Genomic DNA, 25,837 nt, shown 5'->3' on the forward strand with positions numbered 1-25,837 from the left:
GATGGCCGCTCTGGCCCCTGACCCGGCCCTGCGGCTGGCTGACACCGACCACCTCCGGCTGTCGGTCGCGGGAGCCGAATCCAACGTAGCGATGTACCTCGCTGACTTCGGCGTTCCGGCGACCTGGCTGTCCGCACTGGGCGACGACCCATTGGGAGAGCGGGTACGCGCTGCCGTGGCCGCCGCCGGGGTCGATGTCACCCATGTGCGTGTCGACCCGTACCGGCCGACGGGCCTCCTGCTGAAGAGCCCCACGTCCACGGGCACCCACGTCCACTACTACCGCAAAGGCTCCGCCGCGTCCGCTCTCGGCCCCGACCTGCTCGACCATGAACCGGTGAGGACGGCCACGCTCGTGCACTTCACCGGCATCACGCCGGCCCTGTCCGCGTCTTGTCGCGATCTGGTCACCCGCGCTCTCGCGGTCCCTCGTGTCGAGCGCCCCTACGCGATCAGCTTCGACGTCAACCACCGTGCCCAGCTCTGGCCCCAGGACACCGCGCCAAACGTGCTTAGGTCCCTCGCAGCGCGTGCCGACATCGTCTTCGTCGGCCTGGACGAAGCCCAGACTCTCTGGGGCGGACACCTGACTGCGGCCGCCGTACGCGAACTACTGCCTGACCCGCGGATCGTCGTTGTCAAGGACGGTTCACGCACCGCCACGGCATTCACCGCTGCAGACACCGTGACGGTCCGCGCCCAACGGACGACCGTTGTCGAGCCCGTCGGCGCGGGCGACGCCTTCGCGGCCGGCTTCCTCGCCGGTCTCCTACGTGGCGAACCCGTCAAAGGCTCCCTACGCCTCGGCCACATCACAGCGGTCTCCGCACTGAAGGTCGTCGAAGACCACGGCCCACTCCCACCCTCCTGTTCCATCGACAACCTCCTCGCCTCGACGGACAGGGAATGGGAGGCGCAAGGAGACATCGCGCAGTACGACACCTCACCTGCCTCCACATCGATGCCGTAGTCGGCGGCCACACCCGCCGGCCCGCGGCGCAGCCCTGCCCTACATCCACGTCAAGGACTGTCCCGCAACGGCTCGGGAACTCGTGGCCCTGTCATCCTGCAGGTTGGCAGCGAGGTCGTGGGAACAGTTGAATGCCCTCGTGACGGACTGGACGCAGATGGTCGATGCTCACGGGGTGGTTGGGCGAGTGCCACTGCTCCTGGATCAGGTGGAGCGGGAGGAAGTTCCGGAGGCGTGGGACGAGCTGTGGGACCGTCTCTGTTCTCATGGTGAGACGGTCTCCGCGGCGAGCTTCGCAGCTCTCCCGCGCCTGACAGCTCTAGCCCCCGCGTATGCCCAGGCACTCGAACTGGCCAGTGCCATCGTGCGTGGCACATTGCGGCACCCCGACGGTGAAGCTCTGCTCGCGAGCTGTCCGAACGAGGTCGACCGGTTGCGGGAACTCGTGGACCAGAGGCTTCGGACGCGTCCGGCCGACTACCACCGGCTCTTCGGTGACCTGCTCGCCCTTGCAGGGCAGTACCACTGGAGCGCCTCCATGGGGGACTTCGCAGACGACTTCTACACCGTGTCCTGCCCCGGCTGCGAAGCGGAGGTGACCATCGCCGTCGGCGACCACGGCTGCTACGCGGCCATTCGAGACTGGGATCAGGGCGACATCGAGCGGCGGTCGCTGCGGCCCGCCCCGGCCGAGGAGCTTCGCGACCCGGGCCGATGGATGCACGCCACAGCCGTCCGGGACGGGCAGCAGCGGCTCGCCGAAGGGATCAGATACGTCTTTGGCCGGGCGGAGTGCCCGGCCTGCGCCAGTGTGTTCGACATTGCGGAAACGCACACGAACGCGAATCTTCCTCCAGCTCTTGAAACGAGCCCAAGGCAATTCGGCAAGCTGATCACCGCGCTCCGGCGCGAGGGCGCCGACCCGGTCCGCAGAGGCGGCCGTGGGGCCTGTTGCTAGAGGACCGGGTGCTGCTCGGTCCTGGGCGGCAGCGGTCGTGCTCGTCGGCATGAGGGCCGGCGACTGCTCGATGACCAGGTAGGCCGGCCCGAGCCGCCAGCTGAGACCGAGGTGCGGCTCTGTGGGCGGCGGTCAAGTGTGATGACGCCGGTGAGCAACTTCGAGACGATCGGCGTCACGTCGTCCCGCACGGCCTGCAGCCCGCGGTACCGCAGGCGCGCCGTAGTGGTCCGGCGCACGGCCCCGGCCCGGCAGGCATCCTCACGGCGAGGTGTTGGCGGGCCTCAACCGGCGACGTGGTCGGTCAGCCAGCCGAGCAGTGGTCTGAGTTCTTCGTGCGTGGCCAGCACACGCTCGACGGCTTCCGGCGTCTGCAGCCACGCGTCACAGCCAAGGTACTGCACGGCGAGCAGCGACCGGTGGCGCAACAACGCTGCTCGGGGATGGTCGGTGGGGTAGCCCCGGGGCGCGCGTTTGAGGAGGTCCCCGGAGATCTCATATCCCCGGCGGAGCAGATCCGCCACCACATCGGCCAATACGGCGCCGCTCGTCTCAGCGGCGACCGCCGCCCTGAACCTGCTGATCTGATCGGAGTCGCCGTACCACCACGCCCCCTGCACTTGCAGGCCGTCCAGATTGAAACGCAGTCCGATCTCAACGTTCCGGGCGATACGTACGACAGCGGACTGGTTCTGCCACCACCATGGTGTCTTCCCGTACCGCCACACAGAGTGGTCCTCGAACGCGGGATCCGCCCACGCAAGGTCATGGAGCAGTGAGATCATCGGTTGCCGCACGAGACGTTCGCGATCCCGGCGGATCTCGTGCATCAGCCCCTGAGCCGGCTCACCTTGAAGACGCAACAACACGTCGAAAGCCGACTCGTCCCAACCGGCGAACTGCCTCGGCGCATCTGTCAACTCTGGGCCTCTGATCGTCGCATTCCGTCAGGCTCTGTGAGACGGCCACCAGGGTTCGCGGGGCACGCGGGACCGATGCTACGGCAACGCGGTTACCCGGAACCGTATGTGCCGGGGTGTCTGGGTGCCGCGGCCGTGATGTGGCTGAACAGCGCTGCTCCTTGGTCCAGGGGGAAGAAGTGGCCGCCTTCCAGGGCGTGCATTTCGAATGGGCCCGACGTCCATGCGGACCAGGCCGCGCAGTCCTCGTAGGAGACGGAGGAGTCGCGAGTACCGAGGAAGGAGATGATGGGCGCGTCAAGGCGTTCCACGTCCGGAGTGTGGCACGACTCCACGAGCGACAGGTCTGCGCGGAGGGTGGGGAGGATGAGTGACCGGGCGTCGGGATCCTCCAAAAGCTCCCGAGGGGTGTGGCCCCACTCGACGAGGGCAGCGACGAGCTCGTCGTCGGTGGCGGACATGTCGGCGTCGATCAGATCCGGCGGCACAGCGGCGGCGACGGCGAGGAGGCGCGGGGTGGTGCGCTTGGCCACCTCGCGGCCGATGAGGGCGCCGGCGCTGTGGCCGAAGATGATGAACGGCCGGTCGGCGTGGTCGCGGATCGCCTCGGCGATGCGGTCCGCCAGCGGAGTGACGTCGGTGTACCGGTCTTCGTCCAGCCGGTCCTCACGTCCGGGTATGTGCACCACGACTACATCGAGGCCCGGGGGCACCTCGTCGCGCCAGTGGCGGAACGCGCTGGGACCCACTCCGGCGGCGGGAATGACATAAAGGAGCAGGTCTGCGTTGTTGGACGTGAGCTCCTTGAGCCAAGGGCCCTCCGTCTCCCGCCCGTTGTGTTCCAGGTGCTGAAGGATGTCGTCGCGGTGACGGCGCAGGAGGTTCGTGAAGCGTTCGTCCAGCACGTCCTTCGGCGCGTCGTAGTGGACCTGGCCGTTCTCGGCCCAGATCCGTACTCGCCTGCGGTTCAGCTCGTGCAGCAGGTGGTGGGTGATCGAGTGGTTCACAGCGGTCTCCTCAGAGGACGCCGGCGGCGCGTTCTTCCGTCTCCCAGGAGATACCGGCGATGGTGGGGTTGGCGAAGAACCGATGGAGCGCGATGTCCCGGCCGAGGTGCCGCCGCATCCGGGCGACGACTTGAGTGGCCAGAAGGGAGTGGCCGCCGAGGGCGAAGAAGTTGTCGTGGATTCCGACGCGCTCGGTCCTGAGGGCATCGCACCAGATCGCCGCCAGCTCCTTCTCGACGGGAGTACGGGGGGCTACGAAGGCGGTCCTGGTCCCGGTCGCCAGGTCCTTGGTGCCCGGTGCGGGCAGCGCGCTCCTGTCGACCTTGCCGTTGGAGGTCATGGGGAGTCGGGGCAGCCGGATGTAGGCGGACGGGAGCATGTAGCCGGGCAGGACTTCCCGGAGGCGTTCGCGGGGGTGGCCCACCGGCTCTCCGGTCAGGTATGCGACCAGACGCCGGTCGTCTGGCACGTATTCGCGTGCGACGACGACGGCGTCGTCGACTCCCTCGCACTGGCGGAGGACGGACTCGATCTCGCCCAGCTCGATCCGGTGGCCGCGGATCTTCACCTGGTGGTCGACCCGGCCGAGGAATTCGATCGCGCCGTCCGGGCGGAGACGAGCCAGGTCGCCACTGCGGTACAGCCGGGAACCGGGGGGGCCGTACGGGTCGGGTACGAAACGTTCGGCCGTCAGGTCGGGGCGGCCCAGGTAACCGCGGGCGACACCCGGTCCGCCGACGTAGAGTTCGCCGGCGACACGGGGCGGGACCGGACGCATGCCCTCGTCCAGAACGTGGACGCGCAGGTCCGGTATGCCGGTACCGATCACGCTGCCCCTGAACGTCGCCGCCGACGAACGGTCCAGGGGCAGATGGGAGACGTGCACGGTCGTTTCGGTGATGCCGTACATGTTGACGAGCCGCGGGGCGTCGTCCGGATGCCGGGTGTACCAGTCGGTGAGGCGGCCGAGATCGAGTGCCTCGCCGCCGAAGATCACACAGCGAAGGGCCAGATCACGGGCGGGTGCCCCGCTGCCGAGCTCGCCCCGGTCGGCCGCCATGAGCTGGTAGAACGCCGATGGGGTCTGATTCAGGACCGTGACGCCCTCGGCGTGCAGAAGCTCCAGGAACGCCTCTGGCGAGCGGGTCACCGCGTGCGGCACCAGGACCAGCCTGCCGCCGCACAGCAGCGCGCCCCACAACTCCCAGACGGAAAAGTCGAAGGCGTAGGAATGGAAGAGGGTCCACACATCGCTCGCGTCGAAACGGAACAGGTCGCGGGTGGACTCGAGGAGCCGGACGACATTCCGGTGTGGCACGACGACGCCCTTGGGCCGTCCCGTGGTGCCGGATGTGTAGATCACGTATGCGGCGTTGTCGGGCGCCGGTGCGGGCTCGGGGTCGTCGTCGCCGTAGCCGGAGAGATCGACTTCGTCGACGACGGTGGTGGCGAAACCCGGTGGAGCGGCGCCGGAGATCGCGACGACGTGGACGGGGCGAGCGTCCTGGAGGATACGGGCAATTCGGTCGCTCGGATGGTCGGGTTCGACAGGGACGTAGGCGGCACCGGTCTTCAGCACGGCCAGGACGGCCACCACGAGATCGGTGGTGCGCGGAAGGAGAAGCGCGACGTGCTGTTCCGGGCCCGCACCTTGGGCCATCAGGTGGTGCGCCAGCCGATTGGCCCGAGCGTTCAGCTCCTGGTACGTCAGGTGGGTCAGCGGGCCTGCGCCCGGAGTCGGCGCGCCTGCCGGACCGGTGACTGCCATGGCGTCCGGAGTGCGGGCCACCTGCTCGGCGAACAGGGCCGGGATGGTCGTAGGGCGGTGTTCGACGAGGACGTCCACGGGGCGGGCCGGGGCGGTGCGATCGCTCTCCGGCAGCAACGGCAGGTCCGCGATGCGTGCACCGGGGGCGGCGACCACCTCATCGAGGAGCACGCGGAAGCAGCGTGCGAACGCCTCCACCGTCTCTCGCTCGAACAGGTCCGTCGCGTATTCGAACCGGCACTCCAGTGCGTGTCCCGGGTTGCTGTCGGAAACGAACAGCGTGAGGTCGAACTTGGACGTCTGTCCTCCCGACTCCGCCGGTTCCATCTCCACACCGGGCAGCGTCGCCTCCTGCCGGTCCGACGTGCTCGCGGCAAGATGGCTGAAGGCGACCTGGAAGACCGGGTGATGGGACAGGTCGCGTTCGGGCCGCAGCTCGTCGACGAGGCGCTCGAACGGCAGGTCGCGATGCCGGTCGCCGACGAGGACGGTCTCGCGGACCCGCCGCAGCACGTCCTCGAACGAGTCGCCGTCGGAGCAGCGTGAGCGCAACACCAGCGTGTTGACGAAGAGGCCGATCAGGCCCTCCGTCTCCAGCCGGTCACGGTTGCCGACGAAGTAGCCGAGACAGACGTCGTCCTGGCCACTGAGCCGGTGCAGCAGCACACCGAAGACCGATACAAGGGACATGAACGAGGTGGCGTGGAACCGGCCGCCGAGCGCGCGCAGCCGGTCGGCGGTTTCGGCGTCGACCGTGAAGTCGACATGATCGCCATCATGGCTGGGCATGGCGGGGCGGCGACGATCGGTGGGCATGTCGATCGCGCTGGGTGCGCCCTCCAGGTGGTTCCGCCAGTAGTCCAGGTGCTCGGCGAGGGCATCCTCGTCGAGGATCTCGTGCTGCCACACCGCGTAGTCGGAGTACTGCACGGGCAGGTCGGGAAGCGGGGAAACGCCCCCGGAGGCGTACGCCGGGTACAGGGCACCGAGTTCGCTCGTCATCACGTCCAGCGACCAGCCGTCGGCCGCGATGTGGTGGATGGCGGCCGCCAGCATGTGTTCGTCCGCGGCGAGGCGGATCAGCGCGGCTCGGATCAGTGGTCCCCGTTCGAGATCGAAGCCGGTCTCGGCAAACCGCTCGATCAGTTTCCGGGCCTGGTCGACAGTGCCGGAGGCGCCCGCCAGGTCGGTGACGGCGAACGGGCAGAACGCGTGCTGCTCGACCGTCAGGAACGGAACGCCGTCACGGGGTGTGAACCGGGTGCGCAGCGCCTCGTGCCTGCGGACGATCTCGTCCAGCGCCCTGCCGAGCGCGGACACGTCGAGCGGTCCGCGTAGCCGCCAGACGATCGGTATCGTGTACTGCCTGCTCTCGGGGTTGAGCTGGTCGAGGAACCACATGCGCTGCTGTGCGTACGTGGCGGGGACCGGTCCCGTGTGCGGGCGGCGGCGGATCGGCTCCTCGTTGACCGCGCGCGCCGCTGCGGTGACGTGAGCCAGACCGGCGACGGTGGGCTCGGCGAAGAACTCGCGCAGCGGAACATCGACGCCGCACCGTTGCCTGATCCGCGAGACCACCCGGGTGGCCAGCAGCGAGTGGCCGCCCAGGTCGAAGAAGTTGTCGCGCACGCCGACCCGGGGTACACCGAGGACACCGGACCAGATGCCCGCGACCTGGGCCTCCAGATCGTTGCGCGGGGCGACGTACACGGCGCCGGTCGCCCAGTCGGCCTCGCTCGGCGCGGGCAGCGAACGCCGGCTCAGTTTGCCGCTGGGCGTGCGGGGCAGCTCCTCCAACGTGACGAAGACGGCAGGCACCATGAAGTCCGGGAGGCGTGCGGCGAGGAATGCTCGCAGTTCGGCGGGGGACGGAGCTTCGTCGTCCAGTGCCGGGAGAGCATAGGCGACCAGACGTTTCTGGCCAGGGCTGTACTCGTGGGCGACCACGGCGCAGTCACGGACCGTCGGGTGGGTGGCCAACTCGGATTCCACTTCGCCGACTTCCACGCGGAAGCCCCGGATCTTGACCTGGTCGTCGCGTCGTCCCAGGAACTCGATGAGACCGTCGGAACGGTGCCGTGCGCGGTCGCCGGTGCGGTACATCCGTGCGCCGGAGCGGAACGGGTCCGGAAGGAAGCGCTCCGCGGTCATCGCCGGGTGGCTGAGATACCCACGGGCCAGTCCGACACCACCGATGAACAGTTCCCCGGCGGTGCCGGGGAGCACCGGCCGGAGGCCGTCGTCGAGGACGTAGACGGACATGTTGCCCATCGGCCGGCCGATCGGTGGCAGCGCCGGCCACTCGGCAGGAGGGTCGGTCAGTTCGTGGACGGTCGCCACGTGGGCTTCGATGGGTCCGTACTCGTTGTAGAGCGTGCACTTGGGCAGCGCCCCGAAGAAGGCGCGCACCGCCGGAGTGGCCTGCAATTGCTCCCCCGCCGTCAGCACGGCGCGCAGCGAGGCCGGTACACGATCGAGGCGCACCGCGAGTTCCGCGAACGCCTGCAGCGCGACGAACGGCATGAACAGCCGCTCAATGCGCTCGGCCTCGATGACGTCCAGCAGTCGTTCGAGGTCGTGCCGCACCTCTTCGGTGACGAGGACGAGGGTGTCGCCGGCGGCCAACGTCGTGAACATCTCCTGGAAGAACACGTCGAAGCTCAGGGCCGCCCACTGCAGGGTGCGGCCACGACCGCCGACCTCCAGGGCCAGGTGCCACTGCACGTTGGAGACCAGGGGGCGGTGCGGCATGGCGACGCCCTTGGGACGTCCGGTGGACCCCGAGGTGTAGAGGACCCAAGCGAGGTTCTGGGGGTCGGCGACGGGCGGAGGACCACCCTCCGTCATGGGTGTGCCGAACGCGTCGAGGCCGAGCACGGGGAGGCCGGAGCACTCGATGTCGATCGACTCCTGCGACCGGGCTATCAGCAGCCGCAGGCCGGCGTCTTCGACGAGCATCTGGCGCCGCGCGATCGGATAGGTCAGGTCGATCGGGACGCAGCCGCCTCCGGCCTTCATCACGGCCAGGATCGCGATCGCCACTTCGGGCGAACGGGGAAGGCAGATGCCGACCGTCGCGTCCGGCCCCACACCGAGGTCCCGGATCCGCTGGGCCAGCGCGTTTGCCCGGCTGTTGAGGTCACGGTAGGTGAGCTGCTGACCCTCGAAGACGAGAGCCGTCGCGTCGGGCGTGCGGGCCACCTGGGCCTCGACGAGTTCATGGAGGCAGAGGTCGGGGTCGAAGGGGAATGCGGTGTCGTTCCACGTCGTCAGCAGTTCGCGCTGTTGGGTCTCGGACTGGATGGGCAGGTCGTCGAGGCACGTGTCCGGCGAGGCGACCACGCCGGACAGCAGGGTCACGAAGTATTCGGCCAGCCGCTGGATCGTGGCGCGGTCGAACAGGCTCGTCGCGTACTGGAATCCGACGTCGAGGCGATCGTCGACCTCCGATGCGAAGAACATGAGGTCGAACATCGCGGTCGTCCGGTCCGGCTCAACCGGCGTCACATCGAGGCCGTCGAGATCGAGGGAATCGGCCACCAGGTACGTGAACAGCACTTGGAAGAGCGGCTGCATCGACAGGGCGCGCTGCGGGCGCAACTCGGCCACCAGGCGGTCGAGGGGGACGTGCCGGTGGTCGGAGGCCTCGATGAGGCGCTCGCGGACCTGGTGGAGCAGCTCGTCGAACGTCGGCCCGCCCGAGAGGTCGGCACGCAGCACCACGGTGTTGATGAAGTGACCGATGCCGGATTCGACGTCGGGGTGGCTCCGGCCGTCCATGGCAAGGCCCACGCTGATGTCTCTCTGACCGCTCCACCGGGCCAGGAGGGCGTGGAGGGCGGCGAGCATCACCATGAACGGTGTCGCCCCGTCGCGGCGCGCCAGGTCCCGCAGTCCGGCGGCGAGTTCGGCGGAGATCGGCACCTCGACGATGTCTCCGGCGCGGTCCAAGACCGTGGAACGGGGCCGGTCGATCGGTAGATCGAGGCTGCCCGGCGCATCACCGAGGCGACGTCGCCAGTAGTCGAGCTGGCGCTCCAGACGGTCGCCGCGGAGCCAGTCGTGCTGCCAGACCGAGTAGTCGGCGTACTGGAGGGGCAGGTCGGGCAGCGGTGAGGACCGGCCGGCGCGGAAGGCCGCGTAAAGGGCACGCAGTTCCCGGAACAGATTCGTCTGCGAGGGGCCGTCGATGACCAGGTGGTGGGAACGGAAGACCAGGAGGTGCTCGGCCGGGGTCAGGCGGACCACTTCGACCAGGAAGGAACGCGCGTCGGAGAGGTCGAAGCGGTGTTCGGCGTAGGCATGGCGCATCGCGGCCACGCGGTCCGCCCGGGTCGTTGGGTCGAGACCGCTCAGATCGATGAGTTCCAAGGGCGGGGCGTCGCTCGCGGGCTCGACGATCTGTACCCCCGCACCGTCGACCGCCGGGAAGCGGGTGCGCAGGATCTCGTGGCGGCGCACGATCTCCGCGACGGCTTCACTCAACGCCCGGACGTCAAGGTCTCCGACGATCCGGTAGGTCTCGGTCTGGTTGTAGGCGCTACCGAGCGGATCAAGCTGCTCCAGAAACCAGATGCCCTGCTGGTGGTGGGAGACGGGCACGGTGTCGGGGCGGGCCGTGCGCACCGGCGTACGCCCCTGAAGCACGGCGACGACCTCGTCGCGACGCTCTCGCAGAACGGCCAGCCGGACGGCGTCGAGGGACCCTGCCGGGCTGTAGCGCACTTTCCCGTCCTGCAGCCACAGCCGTACGCCTTCGAGGCGTAGTTGCTCGAGAAAGTCCTGCATGGCCAGCATTGCCGGTCCTTTCACGGAAGGGCGGGTCGGGCATCCGCCGGCCGGTCGCCGAGGAGGCCGCTACTGATGTAGGCGGCGCCGATGTCGCCGAAGGAGACGACCTCGACTTCGATCCCCTTGTCGGCGAATTGGGCGATCAGATAGCCGGGCTCGTAGGCGACTGTGTCCAGGCCGTCGGTGGCGGTGAACCGTACACCGAGCGCGTCGCGGTGCATCCGGACATCGCCGTAACCGCAGGCCGAGTAGTACTCTTCCCGGCATCGCGTGGAGAGCGGATCGGTGTGATAGGAACTCAGAAGAAAGGGAAATCCGCCCGCCGCCAGACCGTTCAGAGCGCCCGGCAGATCAGTGATGTTGCCCAGGCAATTGAACGGGGCAAACACCAGGGGCCGTCTCCCCGGAGCGGAGATCTCACCGAGTTCTTCGACGCCGCGTGCGAGGAAGCGGTAATCCTTGGCCGGCAGGCCGAGGTCGGCAACCCGTTCGTTTCCCTCGGCGACGTAGCGTTCGACGATGTCGAGCCCGAGGTACGGCTTCGCGCTGGCGGCCGCGAAATTCAGGTGCAGGCCGTGCATGCTGCCGACTTCGACCAGCGAGTCGAACGAGTGGAAGACCTCTTGGAGAAGCCGTTCCTCCTGGCGCAGGAAGAGTCGGATCCTCTCCGGGAGCAACGCGTCGTCGACGAGGCGGTCGCCGAGGCTGCTGACGTAGAACTGGTGACTCATCGTGCCCTCACGCGTCGACGAACAGTTCCTGAAAAGCCGCGCATACTTCACGAACCTCGGACACGACCGGCGGGCCCACGCCTGTGACCGGATAGCTGACTGATGCTTCGCCGAAATCGGCAAATACGTCGGTCCATTCACCCGGCGGGATCGACCACTCGGCGTAGCGATATCCGACATCACTGTTCCGCAGCGGATGCTGCGTCGCCCAGTTGAGGCTGATCGGTGCCGGAGAACCATAGCGATCTCGCTGTTTCGCCAGCTCCTCCAAAAGCGCCAGACGATGCCCTTGGCCTTCACCGAGCCCGAACAGAACGGCTGTTCCGGTGCGCACGCCCACATCGGCGAGCGCCGCTATGGCGCGTTCCGTGCGGCTCATCCACCTCCCCGCCTCGACACGCAGGTCCTTGCTCATCCCTCCGACGACGTCAGGGTCGAGGGTTTCGACTCCGATGAAGGCGTAGTCGAAACCCACCTCGGCCAGCTTCTTGATGTCGCTCGTGCGGCGCAGGATCTGGTCGACGGTGAACTGGCCGCCGAACCGGATGTCCAGATTCTTCTCGGCAAGGAGTCCCGCCAGCCGGCCGATCTGCCGAGGAGAACCGCCCAGCAGGGTGGAGTCCTCAACGAACGCGCTGGCCCCCAGGGTGGGGAAGTCGTCCTCGACGACGTCGACGACGGCCTGCAACTGGTGCGTCAGCCGCTCGGCCGCGCCGCCGAATTGCAGCAGGCCGCCGGTGACCGACTTCCGTTCGCTGCAGAAGTCGCAGTCGAAGACGCACCCGTTTCCGGCGTCACTGAAGACGTGACTGGTGGGCCTGCCGTCGAAGACGTCGAAGGCGGCCCGAACCCCGAACATGCGTGCGGGCGATGGCAGCAGGTCGCGGTCGAACGGCCCGCCCTGGCCGACGATGTCGCTGATCATGCCGCTCTCGTAGCTGCTCATCACCCAGGTGCCGGACGCGTCCGCGAGGTCGTGGGCCTTCCCGCGGAGCTCAGCGGCTGGTATGCCACGCCGTACCAGCTCCGCCACCTGTTCGCCGATCTCCGCGATCAGGTGCTCGCCCTCGCCGGAGACGACGAGGTCGAAGACCGGCGGAAGATGCCCTTCGGCCATCAGGCGGCAGGGTGAGGACACATCGTGTGCGACCACGCCGCGCCTCTCGTAGATCGTCTCGGATGCGTGGCGGCCTCCGAGGACGACACATACGTCGTCGCCGAGGATTTCCTTGGCCCGGACCGCACACGCCGCCGCCCCGGGCAGGCACACGGTCATGGCGCCCAACAGGAGCAGGTTCGGCTGTTCACGATCGAGGAGCGCCTCGAACTCCGGCAGGTCCTCCCGAAGGCTGTGCATGAGCAGCAGCAGTTCCCGGCGCTGTTGCCGCGGCACTGCCCAGTTCGACGCACCCCAGGCGGCGACGCCTTCTTCGGCCCGCCGCGCCGCGACTCGGCAGGCGTTGAACAGGCTCGCCGGATCGGCGCTTTTGAGGGTGTGTCGTCCAGATCTTCCTTCGGGTAATCCGGGCGGCGCGACGGCAACAACTCTCAAGTTCACGCTGGTTCTTCCAATCCAGAGCGGTGGCTTCCGGAGCAAGCGTCGGAGGTGCGTCCGGCCGGATGTGGGTGGAGCGGAGCTCATAGAGCTTGAAACAGGTCCGCAAGGAGGCCTGAGTCGAGCCCGAAGAATGTTGAGTGCGTTGTCGTGGCTTCGCATTCAAAAGGCCTGGTCGGGCCTGCTCGAGAGGTCGGCAAAGCCGTATGACCCTTTTACCTTCAACGGTCAGGCCAACGCACAAGCTACGTAACGTTTCCGCGGGAGTCAATACTGAAGAGTGGGATCGCGCTTGACCCCCGGCCGGGCGGCGTCGCAGTGGTCCCGGCTTCGCCGGCGGGCCGTGAAAGTCCTGGTGGACGGGCTCGCGGCCAATGGGTCGGGGTCGGTGCAATGGGTGAGTTCGGTGAAGCAAGAAGGGAGAGTTCAGGTTGGTGTGGCGGGAAGGTCGACCCCGGAGGTGACGGTTTTCGTTTCATAAAGTCGATCACAAAGACTGTGCGTGCCGCTGCGTTGTTCCAGTTCAGGGAGGACACTCGGTAAGTGGTGTAGACCAATTGGTCCTTTGTTGAAGGTGGCCGGAACGCTTGGCTTGCCTGAAGATTGGGGCCAACTTTCGGCCAGAAACGGGTAGTTGACTGGCCACTGAATGGCTCCTAGGGTTTGGGGCGTTCATCGGGGCCCCATCTTTCACCAGCCCTGTCAGGCGCGGTCGCGCTGATCCTGGAGACCTCCGTTCCGAAGGGTATTCGTCATGCACACCGGTCGGGTTGGCGTCTTGGAACTGGATGAGGAGAGGCTCCGGAGTGAGATGGGGCTTACCCGCACCTTCCACTTCACCGAGACATATCAGGAGTTCATGTCCGGCAAAATGTCGAAAGACGTGATGCTCTGGGCTCCGGGTGGCGTGAGTGGTGACGGCATCATCTCGCACTATGACTACAGTCTGAAATCCGGCATCACGGAATACGGGAAGCGTCTCCCCTATCTCATGCAGACGATCGAGGAGAACTTCGCGACCGAGCTCATCCGCTTCGCGCGGCTCGCGGTCCTCTCGGACATGGTGCACATTCCGCATCGGGACTACCTGGAGTTCTCCACCACGGCAAGTCACGCGAAACCCGCCCACCGGCTGCATCTGCCGATCATCACCAACGCCCACTGCCTGTTCAGCGAGGAGAACACCATCTACCGCATGAGGTTCGGTGAGGTGTGGTTCCTCGACGCCGGTCGCGAGCACAGCTCGGCCGCCATGTCGGCGGACAACCGAATCCATCTCATCGTCGACTTCACCGACGAGGCAGGGGACACCGGCCTCGTGCGCGGCGCCGGCAAGGATTCCGTCTCCATACCGGAGTCCCACATCGTCCACCGTGAGCCCCTGTCCGACGTTGAGCGCGAGAGCCTGCACGCGCTGGCGCCGGTCGTCGACGCGGACAACCTGAAGGACGTACTCGGCGTCATCGCGAAGAAGCACTACAGGCGTGACGGCGGCGACGGGTTCTTCTGGAACACGGTGGACGTGCTCATCGAGCGGATGCCCGACCGGGAACTGGCCAAGGACGTCGTCGGCCTGAAGGAGTACCTGCTCCTCGCTCGAGAGGAGTGACAGGTCGGACGGACACGTCGACAGGGATCGGCTGTGCCGGCCTCGGGCCCGGACTTGGCCACAACCACGGCCCCGCACACCACCCCCCCCCAACCCTGAGGCGGAAGGGCACCACCTGTGCGCCACGGCATAGTGATCCTCCCGGACGAGTCATGGTCCGAAGCCGCCCGGCGATGGCGGCGCGCCGAGCAGCTCGGCTTCGACCACGCATGGACCTTTGACCATCTGATGTGGCGCGGGCTGCGTGAACACACCTGGTTCTCCGCCATGCCCACACTCACCGCGGCCGCCGGTATCACTCACCGCATCCGCCTCGGCACACTGGTGGCCAACCCCAATCTCCGGCACCCGTTGACCTTCGCCAAGGAGATCATGACCCTCGACGACATCTCCGAAGGCAGGGTCGTCTGCGGTATCGGTGCGGGTGCTCCCGGATGGGACGCGGAGGTGTTCGGAGCGGCTCCCTTGCCCCCCGGTCAACGGCACACGCGTTTCGCGGAGTTCACGGAACTCACCGATCTGCTCCTGCGCCGGCGCGAGACGGACTATTCCGGCGTCCACTACACGGCCCGTGGCGCGTACATGGCCCCAGGATGCCGACAGCGACCCGGGGTGCCGATCGCCGTCGCCGCCGCCGGCCCCAGGAGCATGAGGCTGGCCGCGCGCGTGGCGGCTTCCTGGATCACCGTCGGACTGCCCGAACTGGGCCGGGCCGCGCGCTTCGACGAGGCGGAGGGGCTGCTGCGAGACCAGGCCGGACGGCTCGACGAAGCCTGCGAGGCCGAGGGACGTGACCCGCGGTCGCTCGGGAGGATGGTGGTGGCCGGACCGCAGATGGGCGGAGTGCTGGCGTCCCGGGACTCCTTCGAGGCGGCCCGCGGCATGTTCGAGGATCTCGGCTTCACCGACATGGTCGTGTTCTGGCCACGTGGGGACGAACCCTTCCGCGGACGGGAGGACCTGCTCGACGAGATCGCCCCCCTGCTCGGAGCGGCGACGGACACTGTGCCGAACCCCGGCAGCCGGCCTGACCAGGATGTCCCGGCCGCGGGGGGACACCGGTGAACGGGGCACAGGCACTCATGGAGTCGCTGGCCGCATCCGGAGTCGGCGTGTGCTTCACCAATCCGGGGACGTCCGAGCTGCATCTGCTGCAGGCCCTCGACGAGCATCCGCTGGTACGAGGCGTCTCCTGCCTCTTCGAGGGGGTGGCGACCGGGGCGGCCGACGGCTTCGGTCGACTGGCCCCGGCCCCCGCCGGCGCGCTGTTGCACCAGGGAGCCGGCCTTGCCAACGGCCTGGCCAATCTGCACAACGCCCGACGCGCCCACACACCGCTGGTGACACTCGTCGGTGACGCGGCCACCACCCGCACCGCGCTCGACGGCCCCTTGGACTCCGACGTCGTGGCCCTGGCACGCCCGATGTCCGCCTGGGTCGCCACCGCCACCGGCGCCGCGGACGCCGCGGCCGCGGTGCGGGCCGCGACGCGTCCCCCGGGCGGCCCGGCCACCTTGGTCGTACCCGCGGACGTCGCCTGGTCCCCGGCCGGACAGAGCGTGCCCGCGAAAGCGCCGCATCCGGTCGCCGCGGTCGCCGCGGAGGTCCTCGCCGCCACCGCACGGGTTCTGCGGCATGGACCAGACACGGCACTGATACTCGGCGGACCGGCCCTGACCGCACGCGGGCTCGGTGCTGCGGATCGGATCGCCCGGGCCACCGGAGCGTCCGTCATCACCGAGGCGTTCCCCGCCCGGCTGCCGCGCGGCGCGGGCCTGCCGCGCACGGAACGGCTGAGCGGAGACCCGGCCGCGGCCCGCACCCGGCTCGCGGGGACCCGGCACGTGGTGCTCGCCGGTGCCGCCAGGCCGGTCGCGGCCTTCGCGGAACCCGGCTCCCCGGGCGAACTGTTGCCCGAGACCTGTGCCGCGACACGGCTCGGTGCCTGGGAGGACGACGTGGTCAGCGCCCTGGAGGCGCTGGCCGAGGAACTCGCGCCGCGCACCCCGGTAACGCCGCTGGAAGGCCGGCCGGCCACAGTGCCGGTGACGGACCGGCCGCTGGACGGGGCCGTGCTGGCAGCCGTGGTGGCCGCGGCCCTGCCCGAGGACGCCGTGGTGGTGGACGAGTCCAACACCTTCGGGGGCGTACTGTCGGACGCCCTCGCCACGGCCCGGCGTCACGACCTGCTCACCCTGTGCGGATTCGCGATCGGCCAGGGGCTGCCGCTGTCCATCGGCGCGGCACTGGCCTGCCCGGAGCGGCCCGTGCTCTGCCTGGAAGCGGACGGCAGCGCGATGTACACACTGAGCGCCCTGTGGACGCAGGCGCGCGAGAGCCTCGACATCACCACCGTCGTGCTCGACAACGGCGGCTACGCGATCCTGCGGCGCGAGAGCAGACGCCTGCTGGGCGGCGGCACGACACCGTCACCGCTGTTCGACATCCGGGATCCCGCACTCGACTTCGTCGCCCTGAGCGAAGGAATGGGCGTTCCCGCCTCGCGCGCGGCCACGTCCGGCGAACTGACCGAACAACTCACCAAGGCCCTGGCCGAGCCCGGCCCTCACCTCATCCACGCGACCCTCCCCGCGTTGTACTGACCGCTGCCCGCCCAAGTCCGCCCCCGATCCGACACGCACGGCACCACGCTCACCACCGGAGCCGGCCCGCACGAGAGCACCGTGGAAGGAAGACAGCCAATGACCGCCGATGCAGCAACCCAGCACACCTCGGCGCACGACGGGGATGTCAGCGCCAACGGCTCTCCCATCTACACACTCTTCGACGTCGACGTCACCACCGCCCCGGAACGGGAGCACCTCCTCCGGCTGGCGGCGGGCGTCAGCGGCGCGGTGCACATCAAGGGCTTCGGATCCGCGCAGGACTGCAGCGACATCATGGAGGCACTGGAAACATGCTCGCTCGGTGCCTACGACGAGCGGCTCATCTACCCGCGGATCGCGAAACTCGGCCCGGCGGCCTACGACTTCTACGCGGCCCACGGGCTCGACGAGGGGTACTGGAAACGTGCCGAGGAGGCCGTGCGGATCCGCAGCTCGCTGCTGCGTGGCCAGGACCCGATGGACGTCGCGGTCGAGCGGATCCGCTCGGCATGGGGCGACGGCGTGGAGTACGCCCGCTCCGGCGGCCGGCCCATGTTCGCGGGCATGATCCGCGAGATCTCCAAGGGAGCGAAACTGCACTTCGACGAGATCACCCGTGAAAGCCCCGGTCTCTTCGACGAGACCCCGGCCAGCTTCGTCACGCTCAACTGGTATCTCGACATGCCCACCAGCGGTGGGGAGGTGTCCGTGTACCGGCACCGCTGGCGCCCGGCCGACGAGCGGTACCGGGACCGTTACGGCTACACACCGGAGGCGGTGGCCGGCGAACCGTTCGTCACCGTCCGCCCGGAGGCGGGTGACGCGGTCCTCTTCGACTCGCGCAACCTGCACTCCATCGAGCAGATCGCGGGGGAGGGACGTCGCGTGACCTTGTCCTTCTTCCTCGGCGTCACCGGACGCGGGCCCCTGCACATGTGGTCCTGAGCACGCATTCAGCAGGCACGGGAGACGAGAGCCATGCTCACAGCTGACGACATTGCCACCTATCACCGGGACGGCCTGCTCTTCGTGCCCGGGATGTTCACCCCTCCGGAGGCCGAAGCGCTCCGCTCCGCCTTCGAACGGGACGCGAAGGTGCCCGGCGACCACCGCATCACCGAGGACAACGACACCGACGTACGCGCGATCTACGCCTCGCACCTGCGCCAGCCGGAGTTCACCTCGCTCACCCGCTCCGCCCGGCTGCTCGGTTCCGCACAGCAACTGCTGGACCGGCCGTTGTACGTCTACCAGCTGAAGACGAACGCCAAGCCGGCGTTCGCGGGGGACAGGTGGGCCTGGCACCAGGATTTCCTGGCCTGGCGGCTGGCGGACAACATCGCCCGTCCCCACCTGGTCAACGCCGGTGTCTTCCTGGACGACGTGACCGAGTTCAACGGCCCGGTCACCTTCGTCCCCGGGTCGCACTCCGTCGGCCTGATCCGCTCCGACCGCAACGACGCGGCGAGGTCCGAGCAGCACCTCGACCCCGACGACATCGCTCTGACGCCGGCGGAGCTCGCCGCCTGTGTGGAGCGCGGCGGGATGGTGAGCCCCAAGGGACCCGCCGGTTCGGTCGTCTTCTTCCACCCGGAGATCGTGCACGGCTCGGCGGCCAACATGGCACCTTATCCACGCCGGCTGGCGATCATCACGTACAACGACATCGCCAATCCGCCGAGGCCGCTCGGGGAGCCGCGCCCCGAGTACCTCGCGAGCCGGTCCGTCACCCCGCTCACCGTCGAGGACGAGGCGCTCATCGGCGGACGGCCATGACCGGGTCGTCTCCGCAGCCCGCAAGCACCAGGCAAGGGGATCAGGTGGCCACCAGCCGTGCCGTTGTCCTGCAGGAGTACAACTCGCCGCCCGCCGTGCTGGAATTCGACGTCCCGGCACCGGAGCCCGGCGGCATGACCGTGGCGTGCCGCTACGGCGGTATCTGCGGAACGGACCTGCACCTGATCAGCGGGCACCTCGACGTGCCGATCCCCCTCGTGCTGGGGCACGAAGGGCTGGGCGTCGTACATGAACTGGGCGAAGGGAGCACGCACGACGTCAACGGCACGCCGCTCACGGCGGGCGACACCGTCATGTGGGCCTCCTCCATCGCCTGCGGTCGCTGCCACGCGTGCCGGGAACTGCGCGAACCGACGCTCTGCGAGAACCGGCGCACCTACGGAGTCAACCGGTCGGCTGACGCCGGATCGCCCCTGGCCGGCTCCTGGGCGGAGTTCATCCGCCTGTCGCCGGGCACGACGGTCGTCAAACTCCCCGCGGACATCGACCCCGTCGCGGCGATGTCCCTGGCCTGTGCCGGCCCGACCATGATTCACGCACTCTGGGAGCGGCGGCCGGTCCGGCTCGGTGAGACGGTGGTGGTTCAGGGCAGCGGCCCGGTCGGTCTCGCCGCCGCCTGCCTCGCCCAGCTCGCCGGCGCGCACGTGATCATGGTGGGTGGACCCCGCGCGCGGCTCGACCTCGCCCGTGGCGCGGGGATCGCCGACCAGTACGTCGACGTCTTCGACTCCGGTGGCCCGGAGGCCGCTCGCACCGTCGTGTCGCAGGCGACGGGAGGCCGCGGTGCCGACCTGGTCATCGAGTGCGCCGGGGTGCCCGACGCCGTCGAACAAGGCACCAGGCTCGTGCGGCGCAGCGGCTCGTACCTGGTCGTCGGCCAGTACACCGACAGCGGAAACACCTCGTTCAACCCCCACCAGATCGTGTACCGGCAACTGGAGATCATCGGTTCCTGGGCCTTCACCGGCGCACATCTCAACCAGTACGTAGGCATGCTGCCCGCCCTGACGGGCCGCTTCGACCTGGCTGGTCTGGTGACGACGTTTCCGCTCGCCTCGGTCCACGACGCCCTGGAGCGGGTGGCCGCCGGCACCGTCATGAAAGCCGTGGTCGCCGCATGAGGCCCGCACCCGCGACGCTGACGTACGCCACCGTCGCCACCGTCGCGGAGGAGTTCCGCCGGCAGGCGGCCCTCGCCCCGAGCACGGTGGCGGTCGAGGCCGACGACGCGCGGTACACGTACGCGGAACTGGACGCCTGGGCCGACGGCCTGGCACAACGCATGCTCGCGGCGGGCGTGGGGCCGGAGGACATCGTGGGCGTGGCGTTGCCCCGCTCGCCGGCCCTCGTCGCTGCCCTGCTGGCCGTGCCGCGCGTCCACGCGGCCTATCTGCCCCTCGCCCCCGACACTCCCCGGCAGCGCGTCGAGTACATGCTGGAAGATGCCGCGCCGGCGCTGCTTCTCCACGACAGCGACACGCGCGAGCTCGCCGGTCACCCCGCCGTGCGCTGCTCGCTCGAACTCGCCGCCCGGCCGCCCGGTGACCGGGCGACGCCCGTCCGATGCGCCGGGCAGGTGCCCCACAGCACTCCGGTCTACGTGATGTACACCTCCGGGTCGACCGGTCGGCCCAAGGGCGTGGTGATGGGCGCGGGCGCGCTCGGCAACCTACTGCGGTGGCACCGGGAGAGCATGGCCCCCGGGCCGGGCCGGAGGATCGCCCAGTACACCGCCACGGGATTCGACATCTCCGCCCAGGAGATCTTCTCCACGCTGGTCACGGGCGCCACCCTGGTGATCCCCGGTGAGGAGACCCGCCACGACCCGGCGCGGCTGGCGCGGTGGCTCGGACACCGGCGCATCACCGACCTGTTCGCCCCCAACCTGATCGTGGAGGCGGTCTGCGAGGCCGCACTCGCCCAGGGACTGGCGCTGCCCGACCTCGCCCATGTCGCCCAGGCCGGGGAACAACTCACCCTGAGCGAGACGGTGCGCACCTTCTTCCGGCTCAGGCCGGGCCGTCGGCTCCACAACCACTACGGGCCCACCGAGACCCACGCCGCCACCTTCCATGTCCTGCCCGATGATCCGGCCGACTGGCCGCGCCATGCACCGGTGGGAGTCCCGATCCGCCACACCCGGGTGCACCTCCTCGACAGCGCTCTGCGGGAGGTCCCGGACGGTTCCGAGGGAGAGGTCCACGTCAGCGGACTGGCCCTGGCGCGCGGATACCACGGCCGCCCCGACCTGACCGCGGACGCGTTCCTGCCGTGTCCCTTCGGGGAGCCGGGAGCGCGCATGTACCGAACGGGGGACATCGCACGCCGGCGGTCCGACGGGCTGCTGGAGTACCTCGGCCGTACCGACCAGCAGGTGAAGATCAGAGGTGTCCGGGTCGAACTCGGCGAGGTGGACGCGGCGATCCGCGCCCATCCGGACGTCCGTGACGTCGCCGTGGTCGCCCGGGGCGAAGCCGGCACACGACGGCTGGACTGCTACCTGGTGGCCGCCGGGGAGGCCGGGGATCTGGTCGCCCGGGTCCGCTCGGAGCTGGCTCGCACGCTGCCCGCGGAGATGATCCCGGCGACGTTCACCCCGCTGCCGGCCCTTCCGGCCAACTCCAACGGCAAGGTCGACCGCAACGCCCTTCCGCCGCCGGGCACCGGCGGGAGCGGGCCGCCGGAGACGCGGACGGGGGCCCCGGAGGCCCTTGTCGGGCTCTTCGCCGAGTGCCTGAACGTCGGCGGCGTCACTCAGGACGACGACTTCTTCGTGCTGGGGGGACACTCACTGTCCGCAGCCCGCCTCGTCGCACGTATCCGTGCCGAGCTCGGACACGAGGTCACCATCGCCGACGTGTTCCGCAACCCGACCGTGCGCTGCCTCACCGAGGTGCTGCGGTCCAGGGAGTCGCGCCTGCCGGCGGTCGTGCCCGTCGAGCGGGGCTCGTTCGTGCCGACCGCCTTCGCCCAGGAACGGCTGTGGGTCCTGGACCAGTTCACCGGGCCCGCCGACCTTTACAACGTCCCCGTGGCGGTGAGCCTGCGCGGCGCACTCGACACCGCGGCACTGCGGGCCGCCGTAGGCGATGTGCTGGACCGCCACGAGGCGCTGCGCACAATAGTGGACTGGGAGGCGAACGCGCTGAGCCAGCGTGTGCTGCCCGCGGACCAGGCGCTGTGCTGGGAGGTCGTGGACGGCCTGAAGGGCTCCGAACTGGAGGCGGCCGTCCGGGACGCGGCCTTACGCCCCTTCCGGCTGGACGAAGAAGTACCACTGCGGGCTCAGCTGTTCGGTGACGGGGACCGCGAACACGTCCTGCTGCTCCTGCTGCACCACATCGCCGTGGACGGCTGGTCGGTCAAGCCCCTGGTCAAGGACCTCGGCTTCGCCTACGCGTGCCGCAGCGCCGGTCTGGAGCCGCCCTGGAGACCACTGCCCGTGCAGTACGCGGACTACGCCGTCTGGCAGCGCGGGCTCTTCGGCGCCGAGGGTCCCTCCACGCTGTGCCGGCGCCAGGAGGCGTACTGGCTCAAGGCCCTCAGCGGCGCCCCCGACGTGCTGCCCCTGGCCACGGACCACCCCCGTCCGCAGGCACTGAGCACCTCCGGAGCCCGGGTCGACGTTCTCGTCGGCAAGGGACTGCACCGGGCCGTGCGCGCCGCGGCACGGCGGATGGGCTGCACCGTGTTCATGCTGGTACACGCCGCTCTCGCCCTGGTGCTCCGCATGCGCGGAGCGGGCGACGACATCGTCATCGGCGCGACCGTGGCGGGGCGTCTCGACGGAGCCCTCGACGATCTGGTCGGGCTGTTCGTCAACACGCTCGCACTGCGCGTCGACCTCTCCGGCGATCCCACGCCGGCCGAGACGGTCTCGCGTGTGCGGGAGGCCGACACGGCGGCCTTCGAGGCGCAGGAGATGCCCTTCGACCGGGTCGTGGAGGCGCTGAACCCGCAACGGTCGATGGCCTACAACCCCGTGGTGCAGGTCATGCTCGCCTTCCAGGTCGGCCGCCCCGAGATCCCGCGGCTGCCCGGGCTCGAGGCCGAGGCACGGGTGCTGGGACTGGACGTGGCCAAGTTCGATCTCACCTTCGAACTCACCGAGGTCGACGACACGGACTTCGGGCCCGGCGGGATCGTCGGGCACCTGGAGTACGCCACGGACCTCTTCGAGCGTGAGACCGCGCTGGGCATGGCCCGCGACCTGTCCGCGGTGCTGCGCGCCATGGTCGAGGATCCCGGCCGCCCGATCAGCCGGCCCTCCACCTGGCCGACGACTCCCGACGAGTGACGGAACGAAATCAAGGAAAGGCGGCTCGTGACAGGCTCCGACCCTCGATCAGCGAACGGCTCGACCTCCCCGGGCGGGCCCGAATCCGGCAGTGGGAGCCCGCCGGACGCTTCTGCGCCCCAGGCGTCGAGCCGGGCGAGCCGGGTGCTCGCCAGAGTTCCGCCACTGCTGCGGCAGGTGGGATTCCGACGCTACTGGACCGCCCAGACCATCACCTACCTGGGCGACCAGGTCACCATCGTGGCACTGCCGCTGATCGCGGTGGTCACCCTGGACGCCGGCCCCGGCGAGGTGGCGTTCCTCTCGGCGGCCGGTTCGCTGCCGAGTCTGCTGTTCTCGCTCCACGCCGGGGCCTTCGTGGACCGCAGTGGTCACCGGCGCCGCATGATGGTGCTGGCCGACCTGGGGCGAGCGCTGCTGCTGGTGACCGTCCCTGTCGCCTACGCACTGGACACGCTCAGCCTGAACCAGCTGTACGTGGTGGCCTTCTGCACCGGTGTGCTCGCCGTGTTCTTCAATCTGTGCGCCACCGGGCTGTTCACGTCAGTGGTGCCGCGTGCCGACTACGTGGCGGGCATGTCGCTGGTGAGGGGAAGCTACTCCTTCTCCTGGACCGCGGGCCCCAGCATCGGTGGGGTGCTGGTGCAGGTCCTCTCTGCTCCGGTCGTGCTCGTGCTGGACGTCCTGTCGTTCCTCGGCTCGGCGTCCCTCGTCGGGGCGATCTCGGCCAAGGAACCGCCCGGTGAACCTGCCGGGCGCGGGCGCATCAAGGAGGGTCTCCGGTTCGTCGTACGCACGCCGGCGCTGCTGGCGAAGTTCGTCGCCGACGCGAGCCTGAACTTCTTCTACTCGCTCTACTTCGCGCTGCTCATCCTTTTCGCGACGCGTGAGCTGGGCCTGGCACCCGGGCTGATCGGGCTGGTGCTCGGCGGCGGCGCGCTCGGGGCGCTGATCGGCTCCGCTGCCGCCTCGGGTGTCATCCGGCGGATCGGAATCGGACCGGCGTTCTTTCTCGGCTCCCTGCTGTATCCCGGGGCGCTCGTGCTCGCCCCGCTGGCCCGTGGAGCGCCTTGGTTCGCCGCCCTGCTGCTGACCGCGGCGGAGTTCGCCTCCGGCTTCGGCCTGATGGTGTGTGACATCGCCGGGAGTTCGATCCAGCAGGCGCTGACCCCGGACCGGCTGCGGGCCCGGGTGCAGGGCGCCTATCTGCTGTTCGACAACGGAGCCCGCCCCCTCGGCGCGCTGGCCGGCGGGGCACTGGGCACCTGGCTGGGGCTGAGACCGACGCTGTGGGTGGGCGTCGTCGGCGGTGTCGTCTGCGTACTCCTGCTCCTGCTGTCCGCTCCGATACGCACGATGCGCGAGTTGCCTCAGGAGGCGGCGTGATGGGCCCGGGCCATGTGACCTTCGGGTCAGCCGCGCAGTGCCGCGGCCATCTCCTCGAACACCGCCGCATACGCGTCGACCGCCGCCTCGCCGTGCGTGACCGACAGGGTCCATTCCTGGTCGCGGTTGGGGGTTGTGTAGACACCGCGGTTGAAGGTGTAAAGCCAGAACAGCTGGCTGAGTTCGGGATCGCGGTGCGCGTGGAACGACGCGAAGTCCGTGATCGGGCGGGGGGCGAAGGTGACACACCCCTTGGCTCCCATACCGACCGTGTAGGCGGGCAGCGCGTACTTGGCGATGACCTCGTCGCAGGCGCTGGTCAGGCGCCGGTTGACCCGCTCCAGACGCGGGTACGCGTCGGGGGTCAGCACCTGCTGCAGACTGGCCCGCGCAGCGGCCGTGGCCAAGGGGTTTCCGTTGTACGTGCCGACCTGGTGGACGGCTCCGCTCTCCACCACGGACATGACGTCCTCGGACCCGCCGACCGCGCCCATCGGGAGGCCGCCGCCCAGAGCCTTGGCGAGTGTGACGAGGTCCGGCACGATGCCGAAGCGCTCGGTGGCTCCGCCCGCGGCCACGCACAACCCGGTCTTCACCTCGTCGAAGACGAGGACGATGCCGTGCCGGCGGGTGAGGGCGCGAACGGCCTCGAGGTAGCCGTCCACGGGCGGGATGACGCGCATGTTCATCACGACGGGTTCGAGGATGAAGCAGGCCGGGGTGCGGCCTTCGTCGACGAGCCGCTCGATGCACCGCTCGGTCGCCTCGGCGTCGTTGTACGGCACGGCCACGGTCAGATCGACCGTGGCGGACGGGATGCCGGATCCGTGGGCCAGGGAGGGCAGCCGGTCGGGGGCGCCCGGGACGTCGTGCTCCCCGGCGATCGACACCATCACCGTGTCATGGTGCCCGTGGTAGCCACCGAAGACCTTGAGTACGGTGTCACGACCGGTGTGGGCGCGGGCGATCCTGATGGCGTCCATGGTCGCCTCGGATCCGGAGTTCGTGTAGCGCCACTGGGGGAGTCCCCAGCGTCGCCGCAGTTCCTCCGCGACGACCACGGCGTCCTCCGTGGGGGCGGCGAAGTGGGTGCCCAGGCCGTACCGTTCGGCGATCGCCCGGCCTATCGCGGGATGGGCGTGTCCCTGGATCATCGAACCGAAGCCGTTGTGGAAGTCCCACATCTCGTTCCCGCTGATGTCGCGGACGCGTGGTCCGCTTCCGTCGGCGAGGTAGATCGGCCAGGGCTCGCGTACCTGGTAGGAGGACGCGACGCCGCCGGAGAGTGCGAAGCGCGCCCGCCGGTACATCGCGGCGGATTCCCGGGTCCGGACGGCCAGCCGTTCCTTCTCGCGTTCGGTCAGCTCGTGCACACGTCGGCGATCAATCGGTTCGGGGGGCATGGCCACGTGATTCCTCCGAAAGTGCTACTGCAAATGAAT

At 69.2% G+C, this 25,837-nt stretch carries 16 protein-coding genes; 10 read left to right on the forward strand and 6 right to left on the reverse strand.

Features of this window, described 5'->3' with window-relative positions; all coding sequences use genetic code 11:
• The first annotated feature begins 1 nt into the window (after window position 1).
• A complete protein-coding gene (locus tag ACH4D3_RS13295; protein ID WP_398321121.1) occupies window positions 2-970 on the forward strand; it encodes a sugar kinase in 969 nt (322 codons plus the stop codon).
• Window positions 971-1,109: 139 nt separating this feature from the next.
• Complete coding sequence (locus ACH4D3_RS13300; RefSeq protein WP_398321136.1) at window positions 1,110-1,928, forward strand: hypothetical protein; 819 nt, start codon at window positions 1,110-1,112, stop codon at window positions 1,926-1,928.
• A gap of 284 nt (window positions 1,929-2,212) precedes the next feature.
• Here ACH4D3_RS13300 and ACH4D3_RS13305 read toward each other — a convergent pair whose 3' ends face one another.
• The 5 genes from ACH4D3_RS13305 to ACH4D3_RS13325 form a co-directional block, all read right to left on the reverse strand.
• Window positions 2,213-2,848, reverse strand: coding sequence for a DUF2461 family protein (locus ACH4D3_RS13305; protein ID WP_398320732.1), 636 nt, complete (start codon window positions 2,846-2,848; stop codon window positions 2,213-2,215).
• 92 nt (window positions 2,849-2,940) lie between these two features.
• Window positions 2,941-3,855 (reverse strand): alpha/beta fold hydrolase, encoded by a 915-nt coding sequence (locus ACH4D3_RS13310; protein ID WP_398320735.1) that lies wholly within the window; start codon window positions 3,853-3,855, stop codon window positions 2,941-2,943.
• Window positions 3,856-3,865: 10 nt separating this feature from the next.
• Window positions 3,866-10,411 carry an amino acid adenylation domain-containing protein gene (locus ACH4D3_RS13315; protein WP_398320738.1) on the reverse strand — a complete coding sequence of 2,182 codons (6,546 nt, stop codon included), beginning with the start codon at window positions 10,409-10,411 and terminating at the stop codon, window positions 3,866-3,868.
• Window positions 10,412-10,431: 20 nt separating this feature from the next.
• On the reverse strand, window positions 10,432-11,145 hold the full coding sequence (locus tag ACH4D3_RS13320; RefSeq protein ID WP_398320741.1) for a hypothetical protein: 714 nt from the start codon (window positions 11,143-11,145) through the stop codon (window positions 10,432-10,434).
• A gap of 7 nt (window positions 11,146-11,152) precedes the next feature.
• The gene (locus tag ACH4D3_RS13325) at window positions 11,153-12,703 is read right to left on the reverse strand and encodes a B12-binding domain/radical SAM domain-containing protein (RefSeq protein ID WP_398320744.1); all 1,551 of its coding nucleotides are present in this window, start codon (window positions 12,701-12,703) and stop codon (window positions 11,153-11,155) included.
• Between the two features lie 751 nt (window positions 12,704-13,454).
• Here ACH4D3_RS13325 and ACH4D3_RS13330 point away from each other — a divergent pair.
• From ACH4D3_RS13330 to ACH4D3_RS13365, 8 genes are all read left to right on the forward strand, one after another.
• A complete protein-coding gene (locus ACH4D3_RS13330) occupies window positions 13,455-14,309 on the forward strand; it encodes an aspartyl/asparaginyl beta-hydroxylase domain-containing protein (protein WP_398320747.1) in 855 nt (284 codons plus the stop codon).
• Window positions 14,310-14,426: 117 nt separating this feature from the next.
• Window positions 14,427-15,374 carry an LLM class flavin-dependent oxidoreductase gene (locus tag ACH4D3_RS13335; protein WP_398320750.1) on the forward strand — a complete coding sequence of 316 codons (948 nt, stop codon included), beginning with the start codon at window positions 14,427-14,429 and terminating at the stop codon, window positions 15,372-15,374.
• The gene (locus ACH4D3_RS13340; protein ID WP_398320752.1) at window positions 15,371-16,912 is read left to right on the forward strand and encodes an acetolactate synthase large subunit; all 1,542 of its coding nucleotides are present in this window, start codon (window positions 15,371-15,373) and stop codon (window positions 16,910-16,912) included. Before ACH4D3_RS13335 ends, ACH4D3_RS13340 begins: the two co-directional genes overlap by 4 nt.
• Before the next feature lie 99 nt (window positions 16,913-17,011).
• Entirely contained in the window at window positions 17,012-17,860 is an 849-nt protein-coding gene (locus ACH4D3_RS13345; protein ID WP_398320755.1) for a putative 2OG-Fe(II) oxygenase, read from the forward strand.
• A gap of 33 nt (window positions 17,861-17,893) precedes the next feature.
• Window positions 17,894-18,691 carry a phytanoyl-CoA dioxygenase family protein gene (locus ACH4D3_RS13350; RefSeq protein ID WP_398320758.1) on the forward strand — a complete coding sequence of 266 codons (798 nt, stop codon included), beginning with the start codon at window positions 17,894-17,896 and terminating at the stop codon, window positions 18,689-18,691.
• Between the two features lie 44 nt (window positions 18,692-18,735).
• On the forward strand, window positions 18,736-19,833 hold the full coding sequence (locus tag ACH4D3_RS13355) for a zinc-binding dehydrogenase (RefSeq protein ID WP_398320761.1): 1,098 nt from the start codon (window positions 18,736-18,738) through the stop codon (window positions 19,831-19,833).
• Window positions 19,830-23,009, forward strand: a complete 3,180-nt coding sequence (locus tag ACH4D3_RS13360; RefSeq protein WP_398320764.1) for an amino acid adenylation domain-containing protein — start codon at window positions 19,830-19,832, stop codon at window positions 23,007-23,009. Before ACH4D3_RS13355 ends, ACH4D3_RS13360 begins: the two co-directional genes overlap by 4 nt.
• 177 nt (window positions 23,010-23,186) lie before the next feature.
• Entirely contained in the window at window positions 23,187-24,395 is a 1,209-nt protein-coding gene (locus ACH4D3_RS13365) for an MFS transporter (RefSeq protein WP_398320767.1), read from the forward strand.
• Window positions 24,396-24,421: 26 nt separating this feature from the next.
• Here ACH4D3_RS13365 and ACH4D3_RS13370 read toward each other — a convergent pair whose 3' ends face one another.
• Entirely contained in the window at window positions 24,422-25,798 is a 1,377-nt protein-coding gene (locus ACH4D3_RS13370) for an aspartate aminotransferase family protein (RefSeq protein WP_398320770.1), read from the reverse strand.
• Window positions 25,799-25,837: the final 39 nt, after the last annotated feature.

The sequence above is a fragment of the Streptomyces sp. NPDC018026 genome, from assembly GCF_044327745.1.
Lineage (GTDB): Bacteria > Actinomycetota > Actinomycetes > Streptomycetales > Streptomycetaceae > Streptomyces > Streptomyces rubrogriseus.

Excerpts from the sequence above, each read along its gene's own strand:
- ACH4D3_RS13370 (WP_398320770.1), bottom strand. The coding sequence starts at position 25,798 with ATGCCCCCCGAACCGATTGATCGCCGACGTGTGCACGAGCTGACCGAA.
- ACH4D3_RS13330 (WP_398320747.1), top strand. The coding sequence starts at position 13,455 with ATGCACACCGGTCGGGTTGGCGTCTTGGAACTGGATGAGGAGAGGCTC.
- ACH4D3_RS13315 (WP_398320738.1), bottom strand. The coding sequence starts at position 10,411 with ATGCAGGACTTTCTCGAGCAACTACGCCTCGAAGGCGTACGGCTGTGG.
- ACH4D3_RS13360 (WP_398320764.1), top strand. The coding sequence starts at position 19,830 with ATGAGGCCCGCACCCGCGACGCTGACGTACGCCACCGTCGCCACCGTC.
- ACH4D3_RS13350 (WP_398320758.1), top strand. The coding sequence starts at position 17,894 with ATGCTCACAGCTGACGACATTGCCACCTATCACCGGGACGGCCTGCTC.
- ACH4D3_RS13345 (WP_398320755.1), top strand. The coding sequence starts at position 17,012 with ATGACCGCCGATGCAGCAACCCAGCACACCTCGGCGCACGACGGGGAT.
- ACH4D3_RS13320 (WP_398320741.1), bottom strand. The coding sequence starts at position 11,145 with ATGAGTCACCAGTTCTACGTCAGCAGCCTCGGCGACCGCCTCGTCGAC.
- ACH4D3_RS13295 (WP_398321121.1), top strand. The coding sequence starts at position 2 with ATGGCCGCTCTGGCCCCTGACCCGGCCCTGCGGCTGGCTGACACCGAC.